This is a genomic window from Streptomyces sp. NBC_00659 (genome assembly GCF_036226925.1).
Lineage (GTDB): Bacteria > Actinomycetota > Actinomycetes > Streptomycetales > Streptomycetaceae > Streptomyces.
The window spans coordinates 9,559,876-9,577,622 of record NZ_CP109031.1 but is presented as its reverse complement, the minus strand read 5'-3'; the positions used below and the strand labels follow the sequence as shown (position 1 = coordinate 9,577,622).

Genomic DNA, 17,747 nt, shown 5'->3' with positions numbered 1-17,747 from the left:
TCAGAGGCCGGCGGCGTCCTTGAGCCGTTGGGCGCGGTCGGTCCGCTCCCAGGTGAAGTCGGGCAGTTCGCGGCCGAAGTGGCCGTAGGCGGCGGTCTGGGCGTAGATCGGGCGGAGCAGGTCGAGGTCGCGGACGATGGCGGCCGGGCGCAGGTCGAAGACCTGGGCGATGGCGTCCTCGATGCGGTGCTGCGGGACCCGGCCGGTGCCGAAGGTCTCCACGAACACGCTGACCGGCTCGGCCTTGCCGATCGCGTAGGCGACCTGGACCTCGCAGCGCTCGGCGAGGCCCGCGGCGACGACGTTCTTGGCGACCCAGCGCATCGCGTACGCGGCGCTGCGGTCCACCTTCGAGGGGTCCTTGCCGGAGAAGGCGCCGCCGCCGTGGCGGGCCATGCCGCCGTACGTGTCGATGATGATCTTGCGGCCGGTGAGGCCGGCGTCGCCCATCGGGCCGCCGATCTCGAAGCGGCCGGTCGGATTGACCAGCAGGCGGAACTTCTCGGTGTCCAGCTTGATGCCGTCGTCGGCCAGCTGGGCCAGCACGTGTTCGACGACGTGGCGGCGGATGTCGGGGGCCAGGAGGGTGTCCAGGTCGATGTCGGAGGCGTGCTGCGAGGAGACGACGACGGTGTCGAGGCGGACCGGACGGTTGCCCTGGTACTCGATGGTGACCTGGGTCTTTCCGTCGGGCCGCAGGTAGGGGACGGTGCCGTTCTTGCGGACCTCGGTCAGGCGGGCGGACAGCCGGTGGGCGAGGTCGATGGGCAGGGGCATCAGGGCCGGGGTCTCGTTGCTGGCGTAGCCGAACATCAGGCCCTGGTCGCCGGCGCCCTGCCGGTCCAGTTCGTCGTCGGCGCCGTCGACCCGGGACTCGTAGGCGGTGTCGACGCCCTGCGCGATGTCGGGCGACTGGGCGCCCAGGGAGATGGAGACGCCGCAGGAGGCGCCGTCGAAGCCCTTGGCGGAGGAGTCGTATCCGATGGACAGGACCGTGTCGCGGACGATCTGGGCGATCGGCGCGTATGCCGTGGTGGTGACCTCGCCGGCTATGTGCACCTGGCCGGTGGTGATCAGCGTCTCGACGGCGACGCGTGAGGCCGGGTCCTCGCGCAGCAGCGCGTCGAGGACGGCGTCGCTGATCTGGTCGGCGATCTTGTCGGGGTGTCCCTCGGTCACGGATTCCGAGGTGAACAGGCGACGGGACATGACTCTCCAGTGGTGTCCGGTGATGTGACGTCTGTGACGAGCGCCGCCGGGCGGGCCGGTCATCCGGGGTGTCCGGGGTGTCCGGCCCGTTCGGCGGCGGTTTCGAGCATCCGGGCGTGGCCGTCGGCGTCGGCCGCGGCACCGGTGAGCACCACGAGCGGAGGCCGTCCGCCGTGGGCCGCGATGCGCCGGGCGATCTCGTAGGCGGCGCTTCCGCCGCCGCAGAACCCGCCCAGGACGAGGAGTTCCTCCGCGTCGGCAAGGGAGCGCAGCGCGGTGTACCGGGCGTCTGTCCCGCCGGGCAGGGAGCGCAGCAGGACGATCGACTCGGGGCCCCGGTAGGCGCGGGCGAGCCGGTCGTAGCGGGAGCGGGGGGTGCCGTGGGTCTGCAGGAGGCAGACGGTGCCCGCGCCGGCGGTGTCGGCGGCACGCAGCGGGACGAGCGGGGGTTCCGCTTCGGCGGCGGGCAGGGGCTCTGCCGGGTCGCGGGCCGGCGTGGTGTCCTCGTGGCCGGACGGCGGGACGGTGCAGGCGCTGTCCATGAGGACGGACAGCAGGTCCAGGATGTCGGCCACGGTCGTGGAGTCACCCGCCACGTAGGGCAGTTCGCCCAGCAGCAGGGCACTGTGGGTGAGGACGCCGGCACCGGCGGCGTCGTCGAGCCGGGCCCGGTCGTAGGACGCGGTCAGGACGAGTCTGCCGTCGCCGTCGTGGTGGGCGACGATCGTGAGCGGGAAGGCCGTGCGGGCGCCCTGGGTCTCGGGCTGCTCGACGCGGACGCCCTGGGCGGCCAGGACGTCGGCCAGGTCGTCGGTGTCGCGGGGCCTGCTCTCGAAGACGATCAGGGTGCCGTCCTCTTCGGTGGCCTCCTCGGCCCCCGAGGCGGCCCAGGAGCGGATCTGGCCCGGGGAGATCCATTCGTAGGCCGACATGTCCAGGGCCCGGTCGCGGAGTTCGGCGAGCAGCGTTGTCATGGTGGAACGGGGGTCGACCTCGACGGACAGCGGCAGCACGGTGCGCAGGGCGGCGGGCATGCGTTCGGCGCCCTCGAAGAGGATGCCGCGCCCGGAGGCGGTGACGCCGAAGCGGACCCGTGCCGCTCCCCCGGCTCCGCAGGCCCGGTACAGCAGCAGGGCCCAGACGGCCTGCAGGACGCCGCTCTCGGTGCTGCCGCAGCGCGCGGCCCAGGCGCCGAGGCGCTCGGTCTGGGCGGCGGTGAGGCGCAGCCGGGTGCGGCTGACGGCGTCGGGCGGCTGGGTGGCCGCGGGGCGGGCCGCGTCGGTGGTTTCGGCGGGCGGGAGGGGCCAGGCGGTGTCGGTGGGCGAGGGCAGGGCCCGCGACCAGAAGTCGCGGGCGGGGCCGGTGTCCTGACGGCCGAGCCAGCGGGCGTAGTCGCGCAGGTCGGGCCGGCGTTCGCCGCCCGGCAGCTGGCCGCCCGCCAGGTAGGCCCGGTAGAACTCGCGCAGAAGCAGGCGTGCGCTCCAGTCGTCGAGCAGGGCGTGATGGTAGGTGAGCAGCATCCGGGCGGGCACGGGCTGGTCGTCCGCCGAGGGGGCGGAGCCGAGGACGGTGACGCGCAGCGGACCGGGCAGGCGCGGGTCGATGCCGCGCCTGCGGTCGTGTTCGACGAGGTCGGTCCAGCGGGCGCCGCCGTGCGGCACCCACAGCACGGCGGCGTCGACGTGCTCGTGCAGGACGATCAGCGGTTCGGGCCCGTCGTCGAACGCGGCGCGCAGCACGCTCTCGTGGTCGGTGACGGACTGCCAGGCGGCGCGCAGGCGTTCGATGTCGAGGGGGCCGTGCCAGAGGGCGGTGAGCTGCTCGATGTGGCGGCCGGGGTGGGTCTCGGAGTCGGCGAGGAGTTCGCGCTGGAGCGGGGTCGCGGTGAGGCTGCGGGTGGGGCGGGCGCCGGGCAGCGGGTGGGTGAGCAGGTCGGCGAGCCGTCCGTAGGGGAAGGCGTCGTGCGGTGTGCCGGTGTCGTCGACGGCGAGCCGGAGCGCGTGGTGGCCGGGGCCGAGTCCCTCGACGCGGTGCCGCCAGGCCGGGGCGCCGGGGTGGTGGACGGCGAGGTGGTCGAGGGCGGCCCTGAGCCGGTCCGGGTCCAGTGGGCCGCGCAGCTCCAGGACGGGCGTGTCGTAGGGGGGCCGGCCCAGGTCGACGAAGACGGTCGTCGCTTCCTCGGGCGGTGGGGGCGCGGTGTGGTCGGTGGTCATCGGCTGTCCGGGGCGTGCACGTCCGGGTGGCCGCGCGTACGGCGTGCTGTCCACGCGTACGACTGTGTGCACGGCCTCCGCGTACGGCTGTGGAGAACCCCCTCCCTCCCTTCTCTCGAGCGCGGAACGAGTATGTGCAGGCCCGCCCATACGGTCCTGATACGGCGCTGACACCGTGCTGGTCCGGGCGGCCCGCGGTGGGCGGTGCCCGGCTCGGCCGGGCGCGCAGGAATCGTTTCGAAGGGATGGGCCGCGACAGTCGCCCGGCACCCTATTGCCGGTCGGGGCCCGTGCCCCGGATCCTCGACCGCTCCTGGATCCGGCCTCGAGAACACCGTGCGGGCCCGCGCGTCACCCGCGTGGAGTGCCGTCGTCCGCCGGGACGGCCAGGAGGCCGGTGACGGCGCCCACGAAGCCCTCGTCGAGCATGGTGCGCGGTGCCGTGTCGCGGGAGGTGTCCAGGCCGGCGTCGTGGCAGGCCACGCTGAGGAGGTAGCGGCCGAGCACCTGATGGGTGGTGAAGGCCCAGTCGCCGCGGGCGGCGGGCGTGCCGTCGGGCCCCAGCAGTCCCGGGCTTTCGACACCGAGGCCGAACTCGGAGAAACCGAGCCGCAGTCCCTGCCCCAGGGCCTTGGTGTACGCCTCTTTGAACGTCCACAGCCGCAGCAGTCCGGCCGAGCGGTCGGCGTCCGGGAGCCGCTGAAGCTCCGCCCGTTCGGCGGGCGTGCACACATGTTCCTGCATCAGGTCGAACGACATGGTCCGTGTGGCGGGTTCGGCGTCGACGCCGATCCGTCCGTTGCGGCTGACGCCGACGGCGATCAGGTCGTCGGTGTGGGTGAGGCTGACGTCGATCTGGTCGAGCCCGCGCAGATAGGGCCGGCCCCCGATCTTGTAGGCCAGATCGAGTGCGGCGGCCTCGGTGTCCAGCGCGGCCGCGGCGGTGAACTTGGTGGCCATCCGCGACGCCGCGAACCGGAAGCGCACGACCGGGTCGGCGGTGCGCCGGTAGCGCGTCCAGTCGCGGCCGAGCAGCGGCCGCAGCAAGGGGTCAGTGACGGCGGTGGCGAGCCATTCGCCCCAGGTGGTGTACACCACGGCGTTGCCGCGCAGCCGCATGCCCTCACGCACCTTGTGCCAGGGCCCGTCGGGGCCGCTGACGTGGATCGGCTCGCTGATGCGGTCGGTGTCGTGCGGTACGGACGTCATGGCCGGTTTGGCCGGTGTCGACGGGTTCACCGTGTGCCCTCCCTGTCTGGTGCCTGTCCGTGCTCTCACTGCGCGAGCGGTGTGGCGTCCAGGTCGCAGCTGAGGCCGGCCCGGTATCGGCGGATCAGTTCGTCCAGCAGGTGTGCCGTGCAGCCGTCGGGCAGGTCGGGCACCGGGATGCCGAGCCGCTCGCCGATCCGGGACAGGGCGAGCACCGCCCACGCCGCGTCGGCGAGGAAGGGATCCGTGCCGTCCTGGCCCTCCCAGATGCCCAGGACCGCCGCGGCGGCGGTGATCAGGCTGTAGCGGTCGCTGAGCACGCACATCGCGGGATCGCCGAACGCCGAGGCCCCGGACGGCGGGAGCAGCCGGCAGGTCGCGCGCAGTGCTCGCAGTTCGGCGACGAACGCCTCGGCGAGTTCCGCGAGCGCGGTGATCTGGCCGCCGACGCCGCGGGAGGGGGCGAGCCGGCCGGCCGACCCGATGAGGGAGGCGGCCATGAAGTCGCCGCCGCCCGCGATGCCCAGCAGCCGGTAGTCGAGCGGGGGCAGTTCGGCGCCCTTGCGGAACAGCTCCGGCGGCGGCTCGTCCTCGGCGAACCAGGCGCTCTCGGCGAGGTGGCGCAGCTGCGGCACGATCACCGCCTGGCAGGCGGCGGTGCCCGCGTGGCCGAGCCCGGCGACCGGCAGGTCCCGTACGAGCTTGTCGAGGGCGCCGTACTGCGGGCTGCCGTGTTCGTAGCCGCGGGCACCCAGCACGGTGGCGAGTTCCTCCAGGTTCTCCCGGAGCAGGCCGGGCACCACGTATTTGACGGCGGCGGCCGTCACATGGGCCCGGTCGGGCAGCAGGCCCAGCGCGCGCAGGGCGACGGTGGCCATGCTGTCGCAGGCCAGCAGATCGGCGAAGACCCCGGTGAGCGGCTTGTGCCAGCGGCGGGCGACGGGGCCGGTGCGCCCGGTGGTCGCGGCCCGGACCGCGGAGTGCAGGACGGTGTCGGCGGCCGCGGTGACGACCCCGCAGATCACGCTGCGGTTGACCTGGAAGGTGCGCAGGGCGAGCGCGACGCCTTCGCCCACGCGGCCGACGAGCGCGTCCTCGGGCAGTGAGCGGCCGTCGAACTCCAGCCCGGAGAAGAGCGCTCCGCGCATGCCCGGGGTCTCGATCCGCGGCAGGTGCCGCATCGTTCCGGTCTGTGCCCGCGCCGGGTCGAGGAGGAAGACGGAGTGGCTGTTGGGTCCGCGCGCGGCGTCGGTGCGGGCGTAGACGACCTGGGCGTCGGCGCGCGCCGCGTTGATGATCAGATCCTTGCGGCCGTACAGCCGGCGTCCGCCCTCCGGCGTCGGCCGGGCGGTGAACTCGTCCCTCAGGATGGCGTTCGCGTGGGCGAGTTCATGATGGAGGATCGTGCCACGGCCGCCGTCGAGCAGCAGGTCCGCGAGGTCACGGCGCTGGCGTGTGCTGCCGGCGGCCCAGACCGCGCCGGTCGCGAACAGCGAGGTGATGCCGTACCCGAAGCCGAGTGCGACATCGCGCCGGAAGACGGGGCGCAGGGTGCGGGCGAGCAGATCGGCCCGGGTGAGCCGCCCGCCGTACTCGGCGGGTACGAACTCCGCGCCCAGGCCGGACTCGGCGAGCAGGGCCTCGGTCGCGGCGGGCGGGGTGCGCCGGTCGTCGGCGGCGAACAGGGCGCGCAGACCGTGCGGGTTGGCGGGGTCGTGCGGATCGCCGAGCAGGGCCTCGAGCCGCGCGGCGCGCGCGAGCGCGTCCGTCTCCCAGCGGCCGGGTCCGGCGCCGGCTGCGTATACGGTCTCGGCGGTGGTGGTCATGGCGGCGGTGGTCAGCTCCTTCGTCGCGGTACCTGTCTGTCGCGTACCTACGCTCGACGCTGACGGCGGCTGCTCGCGGCGCACTGGAGCAGCGCTCGAGATGCGGTCCAGGAATCCGGGGCGGCGGTGCGGGGTGTTCACGAAAACCCGCCGAACAGACCGCGCAGTCGGTTTTTTCTTGACGGTTTCCCGAGCGTGGCTCATGCGGGACACCGCGGTTCCGCGACCGTTTCCCGACTCCGGCTCCACCCGTGAAAAAAGGCTGCCGCGTCCCTTCGGGGAGTCACGGCAGCCTCGGCTCAGGCCCGGCCGGCGGCGCGGGCGGGAGCCCTCACCGCGCCCGGGTGACGCACTCCGCGTACCGGCGGACCGTGTGCAGCGTCGCGGTGGAGTTGCGTCCGAGGGCCTCCCTCACATGGCGGCGGGCCCGGGCGAGGTCCGCACCGGCCCCCAGCACCTGCTCCACGGCGTCCTCGCGCAGCACCACGCTGTGCTGCGCGACCACGGCCAGGCCGTTCTCGTCGGACACGACGTTCCACTCCCCGGTGTGCGCCTCCATCAGCGCGGGAGTGGTGGTCTGCTTGTAGACGATCCGCCCCGCGTGCGGGAAACAGATCCGCACGGACTCGGTCGTATGCCCCGCCCCGTCCGCCGTGAGCGTGTCCATCGCGATGACCTGCACCCCGGGGGTGTCCTCCGTCAGCTCCAGCCGCGCCACATGCGGAATCAGCTCGGGCCAGTCGCCGGCCCGGTACAGGAAGTCGTACACGCGCTCGGCAGGCGCGTTGATGCGGACCGTGTCCTCGAAGGACAGCACGAGGTCGTCGAAACGCGTCCACCGCTCCGCGAGGGACCGCAGACTCGCCAGTTCGGCCCGGGAGTTGAGGTCGAGGACCTGCTCCACCCACGCCACGTCACCCGCGGCGTCGCCGTGCACCGCGAAGTCGTGCAGCAGCGTCAGCAGGCTCGTCCCGTCCGCCCGCTCCTCGGTGATCCACGTCCCGCGCATCATCGTCACGGGCAGCTGGGTGTGGGTCTGGCGGAACTCGACGCAGCGGGTCCCGGGATCGTGGACCCGCTGCGAGATCCACGACCTGAGCCGGCCGCCGGCCGTCGCCCACATCCGCAGGCGCTCGTTCGTGCCGTCGAACTCCAGCCGTTCCACGTGCACGTTCTCCGGGAAGAACAGCGGCCACCGCGTCGCGTCCGAGATCAGCCCGAACACGGCGCCGGCGGGGGCGTCCACCTCGACCGAGTGCGACGTACGGTGCACGCGCTCACCCGTCATCACAAGCACCTCTTCGCGGAGGGCCGGTTGTCGGTCACGGTCAGTGCTCCTTCGGGCGGTGGACGGGAGTGGGCAGGCCGGGACCCGGTTCGCGCAGGGCCTCCCCGGCGAGCGGGCCGGCCAGGCGCAGCGGGGCGAGGGCCCGGTCCAGCGCGGTGCGGGTCAGCTGGGCACCGCGCGCGGCGACATAGCCGTCCGGGCGCACCAGAACCCAGCAGCCGGGGGCCAGGCCGAGCGCGATGCGCAGCCGGGCGTCGGGGTCGGCGAGCGGGGCGGGACCGTCGGCGCACCGGCCGCCCACCGTGCGCACGGACAGCCACTCGCCGTACTGGACGGCGGCCGTCACGGCGACGCCGACGGGTGTGTCACCGGGCCCGGTGCCGCCCTCGGAGAGCAGCAACGTCCAGCGGGGGTCGCGCAGTTCGTCGTGCAGGGAGCGGCAGCCGGGTGAGGAGGGGTGGTGGACCTGCGCCTCCGTGATGCGCCGGCCGGGGCCCGGTTCGGGGGTCGGCACGGACACGGACATCACCACGGGTCCGGCGCCGACGACGTACTCGTAGGCCTCGACGGTGGTCAGGGAGGACGCGCCGTACCCGATGCGCAGGCCGGACATGCCGCCGAGAACCTTGCGCTGGATGGCCCGCCGCAGCGGCGGCACGGCGCGTACGACGGCGAAGACGGCCGGCAGCGCCGCCGCGGCCAGCAGGCTCTTGAGCTGGACGAGGAAGGTGGCGGTGCGGGTGGAGCCGAGCAGGGCCTCGCCGATCGGCACCCGCTCCTCGCTGTAGGTGTCGAGCAGGGCCGGTCCCGCGTCGCCCCGGTCGACCTGGGCGATTTTCCAGGCGAGGTTGTACGCCTCCTGGACGCCGGTGTTCATGCCCTGTCCGGAGGCGGGGCTGTGCACATGGGCGGCGTCTCCCGCCACGAAGACGCGGCCCTGCTGCATCCGTTCGACCATGCGCTGCTGGAAGGTGAACACGGACGTCCACTCGGCCTCGCCGACCTTGACGTCACGGCCGAGCCCGGCCGACAGCCTGGCCCCGAGCCGTTCCGTGCCGCCGTCCGCGGCGGGCGCGGTGTCCAGGAGCCGCCACTGCCCGTCGCGGGCGTAGGGCACCATCATCAGGGCGTGCCCGCCGGTGTGGGTCCAGTAGATGGTGTCGGGCGGCAGGTCGGTGTCGACGGGCGCGTCGGCGAGCATCCACGTCTCGCTGGACTCGCCGATCAGTTCCAGGCCGAGCAGCTTGCGCACGGTGCTGTGCCCGCCGTCGCAGCCGACCAGCCACGAGGTCTCGACGCTCTCCTCGACGCCGTCGACGCCGCGCAGGCGGACGCACACGCCGTCCGCGGCCTGCTCGAACCCGGTCAGCTTCACGCCCCACTCGATGTCGACGCCGAGCCGGGCCACGGCCTCGCGCAGCACGGCCTCGGTCTCGGTCTGCGGGACGATCAGCGTGTACGGGTAGGAGGTCGGCATCGTCGTGTAGTCGGCCTCCAGCCGCACCAGCCGGTGCCCGCCGGAGTACATGGTGAAGGCCCGGTTCCGCCGTCCCCGTGCGAGCAGGTCGTCGACGACGCCCATCTGCGCGAACGTCTCCAGGCTGCGCGGGTGCACGGCCACGGCGCGGCTGGTGCGCGCGGGCCCGGGCGCGGCGTCGACCAGCCGCACCCACATTCCCCTGCGGGCGAGTTCGTGGGCGGCGGTCAGGCCCACGGGGCCCGCGCCGACGACGATCGCCCGTGGCCGGTCGAGGTCGTGCATCACGCGCTCCCCTCGATGGTCTCGTACAGCCCCGGGCCGGGCGTGGCCGGCGGGCCCAGGCCCTGGGCCAGGGACGGGAACTCCTCGCTGCGCACAGCCTTGCGGTGGGCGGCGGCGTCCTGGCACACGGCGAGCTCGGGGAAGACGTCGGGCGCGCCCGCGTGGCGGAGGGTCTGGTGACGCACGTATCCGGGCTGAGCGGCCGTGGAGGCGGTGAGCCTGCCCTTGACGGCGAGGAAGGCGTCGGTGCCGCCGTGCACGGTCGGCTTGTCGACGAAGGTCACCATGTTCTGCTCCTGAGGATCTGAGGGGTCGGGTGTCCGGGTGCGGGCGGTGGGGGCGGGGTCAGCAAGCGGCCCGCTCCTTGAGCTGCTGCCGGACCAGGCGCCGCGCCGGCTTCCCGGTGGGGGTACGCGGCACAGCGTCCAGGGCTTCGGCCAGGCGGATCCGTTCGAAGTGCGCGAGGTGTTCGTTGGCCCGGGCCGTGACCGAGTCGAGGACGTCGAGGACCTGGTGGGCGCCGGCGGTGTCGTGGTCGTCGTGCAGGACGACGCCCGCCCAGACGAGGCCGCCGTGCTCCTGGTCGGGCCAGTCGGCGACCAGGCAGTCGGCGACGCGCGGGTCGGTGGCGAGGATCCGTTCGACGCGGCTGGGCGAGACGATCTCGTTGTCGTACTTGAAGATGTCGTCGATCCGGTCCACCAGCCACAGGGCTTCCTCGTTGTCGACGTATCCGACGTCCCCGGTGGAGAACCAGCCGTCCGCGTCGATGCGCGCGCAGCTGTCCTCGCCGAGGTAACCGGCCATCAGCTGGGGGCCCTTGACCTGCACCTCGCCGGTGGACCAGACGTCCACCGGGCGGCCGGTGGTGAGGTCGACAAGCCGGCACTCGGTACCGGGCACCGGGGTGCCGACCGCGCCGGGCCGGTAGCGGCCGGGCTGCTGGCAGTGGGTGAGCGGGGACAGCTCGGCCATGCCGTAGCCCTGGACGACGGGGACGCCGAGCAGATCGCGCAGGGTGCGGGCGGCCTCGCGGCGCAGTCCCGAGCCGCCGGACAGCACGGCCGTGAGCCGGGGCCCGCCCCGTGCCCCGCGCGCGGTCCTGGGCAGGCGCTCGTCGGCGGCGAGGCGGTGCAGCCGGGCGGGCAGCCCGTAGTAGTGGGTGGCGCCGGTGCCGGCGGCCACGGCCAGCGAGACAAGCGGGTCGGGGTCCTGGCACAGCACCTGGCAGGCACCGGCGTACAGCGCCGAGTTGAGGTGCATGACGTGGTACAGCGGCAGGTGGTTGACGGTGACCGCGTCACGGTCCAGGCGGTGGGCGAGTGCGACCTGCCGGGCGTTGGCGACCACGTTGCGGTGGGTGAGCAGCACGCCCTTGGGGCGGCCGGTGGTGCCGGTGGTGAACTGCACGCAGGCCACGGCGTCCGGGTCCGCGCGCCGCTCGCCGGGGGTGTCCGGCGCCGTGTCCAGGACGGTGTGCAGCGGTATGCAGCCGGGGGGCACCACCGCGTCGGGCGCGTCCGTCACCACGACGGTGCGCAGCGCGGGCAGCGCGCCGCGCATCTTGGCCAGCAGCGCGGCCGTCGCCGAGGGCACCAGCGCGATCTCGGCCCCGGACGCGGCGAAGACATGCCGCAGCCCGTCCTCGCCGATCAGCGGATTGACCAGGACGACCGTGCCGCCACTGCCCATGACGCCGTAGTAGGCGGCGGCGAAGGCCGGGTCGAGGACGCTTGCGACACCGACCCGCACGCCCGGTCGGCCGGCGGTCTCCTGCTGCAGATACGCGGCGATGCGGTCGGCCCGGGCGGCCAGTGCGCCGAAGGACACGGCCGCGTGCGCGGTGCGCACGGCGATGCCGTGCGGGTCGCGCCCGGCTGCGGTGCGCAGCAGTCCGTCCACCGGGAGATCGGGGTAGGTGAAGTCCGGCACGGCTCGTTCTCCTCCGGGTCTCGGTGGGGCGGCGCGTGCGCCGCCCGGCGGATCTCACCTTCCGCCGGACCGCTCGAGGAATGTTCGAAGAGCGCTCGATCTGTGCTGCGAGAGCGGGGCGCACACGCTGCACGGCCGGGAGCGCTGCTCCCGGCCGTGCAGCCTGGGCCAGGACTCCCCTCCCTTTCGGGGAGGGGAGGATTCCGTCATGGCCGTCCTCCTGTGCAGGCCGGTCCGAGGGACGGGCCTCAGCCGCGCGCACCGGCCGTCGCCCGGGGAGCCCGGGTCAGACGCCGTACGACACGGCAGGCCCGTCCGAGCAGGCGGGGCAGTTCGGGTCCGCGGACGAAGAAGTGGTCGCCGGGCAGCGTGCGGGCCACCAGCGGTCCCGAGGTCCAGCGCCGCCAGTCCGCCAGCTCGGCGGGCCGCACCAGCGGATCGTCCGCGCCGGCGACGGCCAGGACCGGCACGGTCAGCGGGCCGCCCCGCACCGGGGTGCGGGCGGCGCGGCGCAGGCTGTCGGCGAGGGCCAGGTCGTCGCGCAGTACCGGCATCACGGACCGGTACCAGAAGCCGCCGGGGTCGGCGCCCTCGGGCACGGCGCCCATCGTGTCGAGCAGCCGCAGCAGCCGTTCGTCGGACTCCCGGCAGGCGTCCGCGAGTTCGGACGGGGTGTCGGGCGGCGGGCAGGCCCCCACGGCGAGCAGGGCCGGGCCGGGGAGCCCGGCCTCGTGCAGTGCCCGGGTGAGCGTGTAGGCGACCAGCGCGCCGAGGCTGTGCCCGTACAGCACGTACGGCGTGTGCGGCGCGGTCCGCAAGCCGTCCATCAGGTCGGCCAGCAGTGCCCCGCGTCCCGTCACACGGGCTTCGCGGCGCCGGCTGTCGCGGCCCGGAAGCAGGTGCGGCACGGGCGAGACGCCGGGGCCGAGGCCGGCGCGCCAGCCGTGGAACGAGGAGATGCCGGCTCCGGCGTGCGCGAAACAGTGCAGCCCCACCGGCTGTTCGTCGGGCATCGGCTGTCCCTCTTCTCGTCGCGCCCAATCGGCTCTCCCGCGCCTCACGGAGGTCACGCCGGGTCCTCGCCGCATTCGGGCTCAGGCCGCGTACAGATTGAAGGTGGAGGTGCGGCGCGGCCCGCACGCCACGTCCAGCGCCGGGTCGACGGTGAGCATCGCCTGGTGCAGCCGCTGCAGCTGCGGCGAGGGCTCCACGCCCAGATCTTCGATCAGCCGCTTGCGCAGCCGGCGGTAGACGTCCAGCGCGGTGGCCTGCCGGCCGGAGCGGTAGAGCGCCACCATGGCCTGCGAGTGCAGGCCCTCGTGCTGCGGATGACGGGCGACCAGGTCGGTGAGCTCGGCGATGAGCTCGGTGTGCCGGCCGAGCCTGAGATCGGAGTCGATGCGGCGCTCGACGATGACCAGACGGCTCTCCTCCAGCCGCATGACCTCGATCTCCAGGATCGGGCCGACCCGTACGTCGACGAGTGCGGGCCCCTGCCACATGGCCAGCGCGTCCCGGAACAGACCGGCCGCCTGCGCGTCCTCGCCCTCGTCGAACGCGGACTGACCGGCCGTCACCAGCTGCTCGTAGCGGTGCACGTCCACGCTCTGGGGCGGGACCTGCAGCAGATAGCCGCCGTGCCGGGTGGCCAGCACCTCCTTGGCGGTGCCGGGGGCGTCGGGCCCCATGGCGGTGCCGAGGCGGCGACGCAGCTGCAGGATGTAGGTCTGCATGGTGGTCATGGCGCTCTGGGGCATGTTGGTGCCCCAGATCTCTTCCATGAGGGTGGGCACAGGCATGACCCTGCCCGGGTAGAAGGCGAGCAGAGCGAGGATCTGCCTCGGCTTGCCCGCTGTCGGAACGATTGAGACCCCGTTGACGTCGGCGCTCAACGGACCCAGAACCTGTATCTCCACAGTTTCCTCCCCGTACCGGTTGAGTGGTTGGTTCCACTCGATGGCTCAAAGCCGTCGGCCGTGCAGCACGCTAGCCCGGTTCGCGTGACACCCCTCGCAATCTCCAGCCGCGTTCAAGCGACCTTCCACATGCGGGCTTTCCACCTGGGACCAGCCCGCTCAAGAACGCTTGTACGAATGCTGGAACCGGGCTCGCACGGGCGGCCGCCCCCCTGCCCTGGATGGCTATCGTCCGAAGGACCGGCCGCCTCACCCCGCGGCCGCAATTGGCCGACCCGGAACGGACCACACCACGACACCCGCGGCCGCCGCACACCCGACCAGCGACGGAGGCACCATGGAAGAGCGTCAGCCCGTGCCGGACCGAGCAGTGCCGCGATGAGCATGACGCGCGGGGGCGTCAGGGCGGCCGCCCGGCCCGGGACGGTGCCCTCGTCCGCCGGTGAGGAGACGGAGTTCCGGCTGCTGGGGCCGGTGGAGATACGGCACGGCGGGGCGGGCACCGACATCGTGCCGCCGGGGCCCAAGCAGCGGGTGCTGCTGTCGGCGCTCGTGCTGCATGCGGGCCGGCTGCTGTCCGTGGACCAGCTCACCGAGGAGCTGTGGGGCGACAGTCCCCCCTCGAACGCGGCGAACGCGCTGCAGGCACACGTGGCCCGGCTGCGCCGCCTGCTGCCGGAGGAGCCCGCGCCGGCCCCCGGCCACGAGTGGATCACCACCCTGCCGACCGGCTATCTGCTGAGCCTGGGCCAGGCCGGCACCGACGTCGAGCGCTTCCACCGGCTGTCCGCCAGGGGCCGGGCGGCGATCGCCACCGACCCCGGCTACGCTGCCCAGCTGCTGCGCCGTTCCCTTTCGCTGTGGCGCGGTCCGGCACTTCAGGACAGCCGCTACGGCCCGATCTGCACGAGCGAGGCGGACCGGCTGGAGGAGAACCGGCTGACGGTGCTGGAGACCCTGTACGACGCCAGCCTGCGCTGCGCCCAGCACGGCGAGATCACCGGCGAGCTGGAGAAACTGACGTCCGACCATCCGCTGCGCGAGCGGTTCTACGACCTGCTGATGATCGCCCTGTACCGCGGCGGCCGCCAGGCCGAGGCCCTGGGCGTCTACGAGCGTGCCCGCCGCCGTCTGGTGGAGTCCCTCGGCATCGAACCGGGTCCCGTCCTGCGCGGCCGTCTGGAGGCGATCCTCAACCACTCCCCCGACCTGTCCGCCCCCACGGGCCCGGGCTTTCCGGCCGGGCCGACGACGCCGGCCGACACGCTGGAACTCGGCAGTGAGATCGTCCGCCTGCAGCAGCACATCGACGAACTGTGCCGCCGGCAGGAGGCGTTGGTACGCCGTTTCGACGCGTTGACGGCCCGCCTCCCGGAGACGGGGTGAGCGCTCTCGGCCCGCGTCGTGTTCGAGCCGTCCTCCAGGTACGTCGGCGACGCTCGGACGGTCGACGGGGGGCTCGTACTGTCGCCGGGCGACGATCCGCGCCGCCGTCGTGACACCTGGAGGACAACTGTGAGGGACAGCCGATGAGACGGGTTGTGATCACCGGAATCGGAGTGGTCGCCCCGGGTGGAGTGGGCACCAAGGAGTTCTGGTCGGTGCTCACCGCGGGCCGCACCGCCACCCGTGGCATCACCCTGTTCGACCCTGCCCAGTTCCGTTCGCGCATCGCCGCGGAGGTGGACTTCGACGCCGACGCGCACGGGTTCACCGCGGCCGAGGCCCAACGGCTCGACCGTGCGGCGCAGTTCGCGCTGGTCAGTGCCCGCGAGGCGGTGGCCGACAGCGGACTGGACGGGCAGCTCGACCCGCTGCGCACCGGGGTCACGCTCGGCAGCGCCGTCGGCTGCACCACCGGCCTCGACGTCGAGTACGCGAAGGTCAGCGAGGGCGGCGCCCACTGGCTGGTCGACCACACACGCGCCGTTCCGCATCTGTTCGACTACTTCGTGCCCAGCTCGCTGGCCGCCGAGGTCGCCCGCAGCGTCGGCGCCCAGGGCCCGGTGTCGCTGGTGTCCACGGGCTGCACCTCGGGCCTGGACTCCGTCGGGCACGCGGTCGAGCTGATCCGCGAGGGCAGCACCGACGTCATGGTCACGGGCGCGACCGAGGCGCCGATCTCCCCGATCACCCTGGCCTGCTTCGACGCGATCAAGGCCACCACGTCCCGCAACGACGAGCCGCAGACCGCCTCGCGGCCCTTCGACCGCACCCGCAACGGGTTCGTGCTCGGCGAGGGTTCGGCCGTCCTGGTCGTCGAGGAGCTTCAGCACGCCCGCCGCCGCGGCGCGCATGTGTACGCCGAGATCGCGGGCTTCGCCAGCCGCAGCAACGCCTACCACATGACCGGCCTGCGCTCGGACGGCAGGGAGATGGCGGAGGCCATCACCGCCGCCCTGGACGAGGCCCGGCTCGCCCCCGGCGACGTCGACTACATCAACGCCCACGGCTCGGGCACCAAGCAGAACGACCGGCACGAGACGACCGCGTTCAAGCGCGGTCTCGGCTCCCGGGCGTACGAGGTGCCCATCAGCTCCATCAAGTCGATGATCGGCCACTCGCTCGGCGCGATCGGCGCCCTCGAGGTGGCCGCCAGCGCCCTGGCCATCGAGCACGGCACCGTGCCGCCCACGGCCAATCTGCACGAACCCGACCCCGCCTGCGACCTGGACTACACCCCGCTCGTGGCCCGCGAGCAGGTGACCGACACGGTACTGACCGTGGGCAGCGGCTTCGGCGGCTTCCAGAGCGCCATGATCCTGACCCGCCCGCACCTGGGAGTGAGCGTATGACCGGCACGTCCCTCCTCGAACGCCCCGGCGTCACCGGTCGCGGCGCCCAAGCCCGCACCACCCCCGCCGTGGTCACCGGCATCGGTGTCGTCGCCCCCAACGGGCTGGGAGCCGCGGCCTGGTGGGCGGCGGTCCTGCGCGGCGAGAGCGGCATCCGTCCGCTGACCCGCTTCGACGCCTCCGGGTATCCGGCCCGGCTCGCGGGCGAGGTGCCCGGCTTCGTCGCCGAGGACCATGTGCCCAGCCGGCTGATGTCGCAGACCGACCAGGTGACCCGGCTGTCGCTGGTGACCGCCGAGGAGGCGCTCAAGGACGCCGGTGTCGAGGCGGCCGAGCTGCCCGAGTACGCGGCGGGCGCGGTCACCGCGTCGTCCGCGGGCGGCTTCGAGTTCGGCCAGCGCGAGCTTCAGGCCCTGTGGAGCAAGGGCAGCCAGCACGTCAGCGCGTACCAGTCGTTCGCCTGGTTCTACGCGGTGAACACCGGTCAGATATCCATCCGCCACGGGCTGCGCGGTGCCAGCGGAGTGCTGGTGTCCGAGCAGGCCGGCGGTCTGGACGCGGTGGGGCAGGCCCGCCGCCAGCTGCGCAGGGGATCCTCGCTCGTCGTCACGGGCGCGGTCGACTCCGCGCTGTGCCCGTGGGGGTGGGCCGCGCACCTGGCCGAGGGACGCATCAGCGTCAGCGACGACCCCGGCCGCGCCTTCCTGCCGTTCTCGGCGGACGCCTGCGGCTATGTCCCCGGCGAGGGCGGCGCGCTGCTGGTCCTGGAGTCCGCGACCGCGGCCCGCGACCGGGGCGCCCGGGTGTACGGGACGGTCGCCGGATACGCGGCCACCTTCGACCCGGCCCCCGGGGCGGGCGGGGGCTCGCGGCTGGGCGCGGCGGCCGAACTCGCCCTGGACGACGCCGGGGTACGGCCCGACCAGGTCGACGTGGTCTTCGCCGACGGCGCCGGGGAACGGGTGGCCGACCGCGCCGAGGCGCGGGCGATCTCCGATGTGTTCGGGGAGTACGGCGTCCCGGTGACCGCGCCGAAGAGCATGACCGGCCGGCTCGCCGCCGGCGGTGGCGCGCTGGACCTGGCGGCCGCCCTGTTCTCGCTGCGGGACCAGGTGATCCCGCCCACCACCGGCACCCGGCGCCCGGCCGAGGACTGCCCCCTGGATCTCGTGACCGGTGCCCCGCGCCGGGGTGCGCAGCTGCGGACGGCGCTCGTGCTGGCGCGCGGGCGCGGCGGTTTCAACGCCGCCGCCGTGGTCCGCGCCTGACCCCGCCGGCACCCGCAGCACCTGTACCGAAGAACACCCGGGAACACCGAGGAATGAGGTATGCCGTGAAACGGCTCGAACTCACTGACCTGATCACCCTGCTGCGTGAGTGCGCCGGCGAGGAGGAGGGCGTGGACCTGGACGGCGACATCCTGGACGTGCCGTTCGCCGAACTGGGCTACGACTCGCTGGCCGTGCTGCAGACGACCGGGCGCATCGAGCGGGACTTCGAAGTGCTCCTGGACGAGGAGGCCGTGGACGAGGCCGAGACCCCGCGCGTGTACCTGGAACTGATCAACCGGGCGCTGTCCGAGCGCGCCGGCGTGTGA

14 protein-coding genes are annotated in these 17,747 nt (G+C 73.6%); 4 read left to right on the top strand and 10 right to left on the bottom strand.

Translation table 11 applies throughout. The features are described from left to right. The 10 genes from metK to OG410_RS42195 all read right to left on the bottom strand — a co-directional run bounded on the left by metK (nucleotide 1) and on the right by OG410_RS42195 (nucleotide 13,355). Nucleotides 1-1,209 carry a methionine adenosyltransferase gene (gene metK / locus OG410_RS42240; RefSeq protein WP_329297156.1) on the bottom strand — a complete coding sequence of 403 codons (1,209 nt, stop codon included), beginning with the start codon at nucleotides 1,207-1,209 and terminating at the stop codon, nucleotides 1-3. 59 nt (nucleotides 1,210-1,268) lie between these two features. Continuing rightward, complete coding sequence (locus OG410_RS42235) at nucleotides 1,269-3,476, bottom strand: condensation domain-containing protein (RefSeq protein WP_329297157.1); 2,208 nt, start codon at nucleotides 3,474-3,476, stop codon at nucleotides 1,269-1,271. Between the two features lie 297 nt (nucleotides 3,477-3,773). After that, nucleotides 3,774-4,661: a 4'-phosphopantetheinyl transferase family protein gene (locus OG410_RS42230; protein ID WP_329297158.1), complete on the bottom strand. Its 888-nt coding sequence runs from the start codon at nucleotides 4,659-4,661 to the stop codon at nucleotides 3,774-3,776. A 35-nt stretch (nucleotides 4,662-4,696) separates the two neighbouring features. Continuing rightward, nucleotides 4,697-6,457 (bottom strand): acyl-CoA dehydrogenase, encoded by a 1,761-nt coding sequence (locus tag OG410_RS42225; RefSeq protein WP_329297159.1) that lies wholly within the window; start codon nucleotides 6,455-6,457, stop codon nucleotides 4,697-4,699. Nucleotides 6,458-6,788: 331 nt separating this feature from the next. Then, nucleotides 6,789-7,745, bottom strand: coding sequence for an aromatase/cyclase (locus tag OG410_RS42220; RefSeq protein WP_329297160.1), 957 nt, complete (start codon nucleotides 7,743-7,745; stop codon nucleotides 6,789-6,791). A 40-nt stretch (nucleotides 7,746-7,785) separates the two neighbouring features. Beyond that, nucleotides 7,786-9,507, bottom strand: a complete 1,722-nt coding sequence (locus OG410_RS42215) for an FAD-dependent oxidoreductase (RefSeq protein WP_329297161.1) — start codon at nucleotides 9,505-9,507, stop codon at nucleotides 7,786-7,788. Beyond that, complete coding sequence (locus tag OG410_RS42210; RefSeq protein WP_329297162.1) at nucleotides 9,507-9,794, bottom strand: hypothetical protein; 288 nt, start codon at nucleotides 9,792-9,794, stop codon at nucleotides 9,507-9,509. Before OG410_RS42210 ends, OG410_RS42215 begins: the two co-directional genes overlap by 1 nt. A 58-nt stretch (nucleotides 9,795-9,852) precedes the next feature. Further along, entirely contained in the window at nucleotides 9,853-11,439 is a 1,587-nt protein-coding gene (locus tag OG410_RS42205; protein WP_329297163.1) for a class I adenylate-forming enzyme family protein, read from the bottom strand. Between the two features lie 248 nt (nucleotides 11,440-11,687). Further along, nucleotides 11,688-12,452, bottom strand: a complete 765-nt coding sequence (locus OG410_RS42200; protein WP_329297164.1) for a thioesterase II family protein — start codon at nucleotides 12,450-12,452, stop codon at nucleotides 11,688-11,690. Between the two features lie 81 nt (nucleotides 12,453-12,533). After that, nucleotides 12,534-13,355, bottom strand: coding sequence for an AfsR/SARP family transcriptional regulator (locus OG410_RS42195; protein WP_329297165.1), 822 nt, complete (start codon nucleotides 13,353-13,355; stop codon nucleotides 12,534-12,536). Nucleotides 13,356-13,733: 378 nt separating this feature from the next. On the opposite strand from OG410_RS42195, the gene OG410_RS42190 reads away from it, so the two are divergent. The 4 genes from OG410_RS42190 (at nucleotide 13,734) to OG410_RS42175 (ending at nucleotide 17,747) form a co-directional block, all read left to right on the top strand. Next, nucleotides 13,734-14,741: an AfsR/SARP family transcriptional regulator gene (locus OG410_RS42190; RefSeq protein WP_329297166.1), complete on the top strand. Its 1,008-nt coding sequence runs from the start codon at nucleotides 13,734-13,736 to the stop codon at nucleotides 14,739-14,741. A 143-nt stretch (nucleotides 14,742-14,884) separates the two neighbouring features. Next, complete coding sequence (locus OG410_RS42185; protein ID WP_329297167.1) at nucleotides 14,885-16,150, top strand: beta-ketoacyl-[acyl-carrier-protein] synthase family protein; 1,266 nt, start codon at nucleotides 14,885-14,887, stop codon at nucleotides 16,148-16,150. Then, nucleotides 16,147-17,418, top strand: a complete 1,272-nt coding sequence (locus OG410_RS42180) for a ketosynthase chain-length factor (RefSeq protein ID WP_329297168.1) — start codon at nucleotides 16,147-16,149, stop codon at nucleotides 17,416-17,418. Before OG410_RS42185 ends, OG410_RS42180 begins: the two co-directional genes overlap by 4 nt. 65 nt (nucleotides 17,419-17,483) lie before the next feature. Next, nucleotides 17,484-17,747 (top strand): acyl carrier protein, encoded by a 264-nt coding sequence (locus OG410_RS42175; protein ID WP_329297169.1) that lies wholly within the window; start codon nucleotides 17,484-17,486, stop codon nucleotides 17,745-17,747.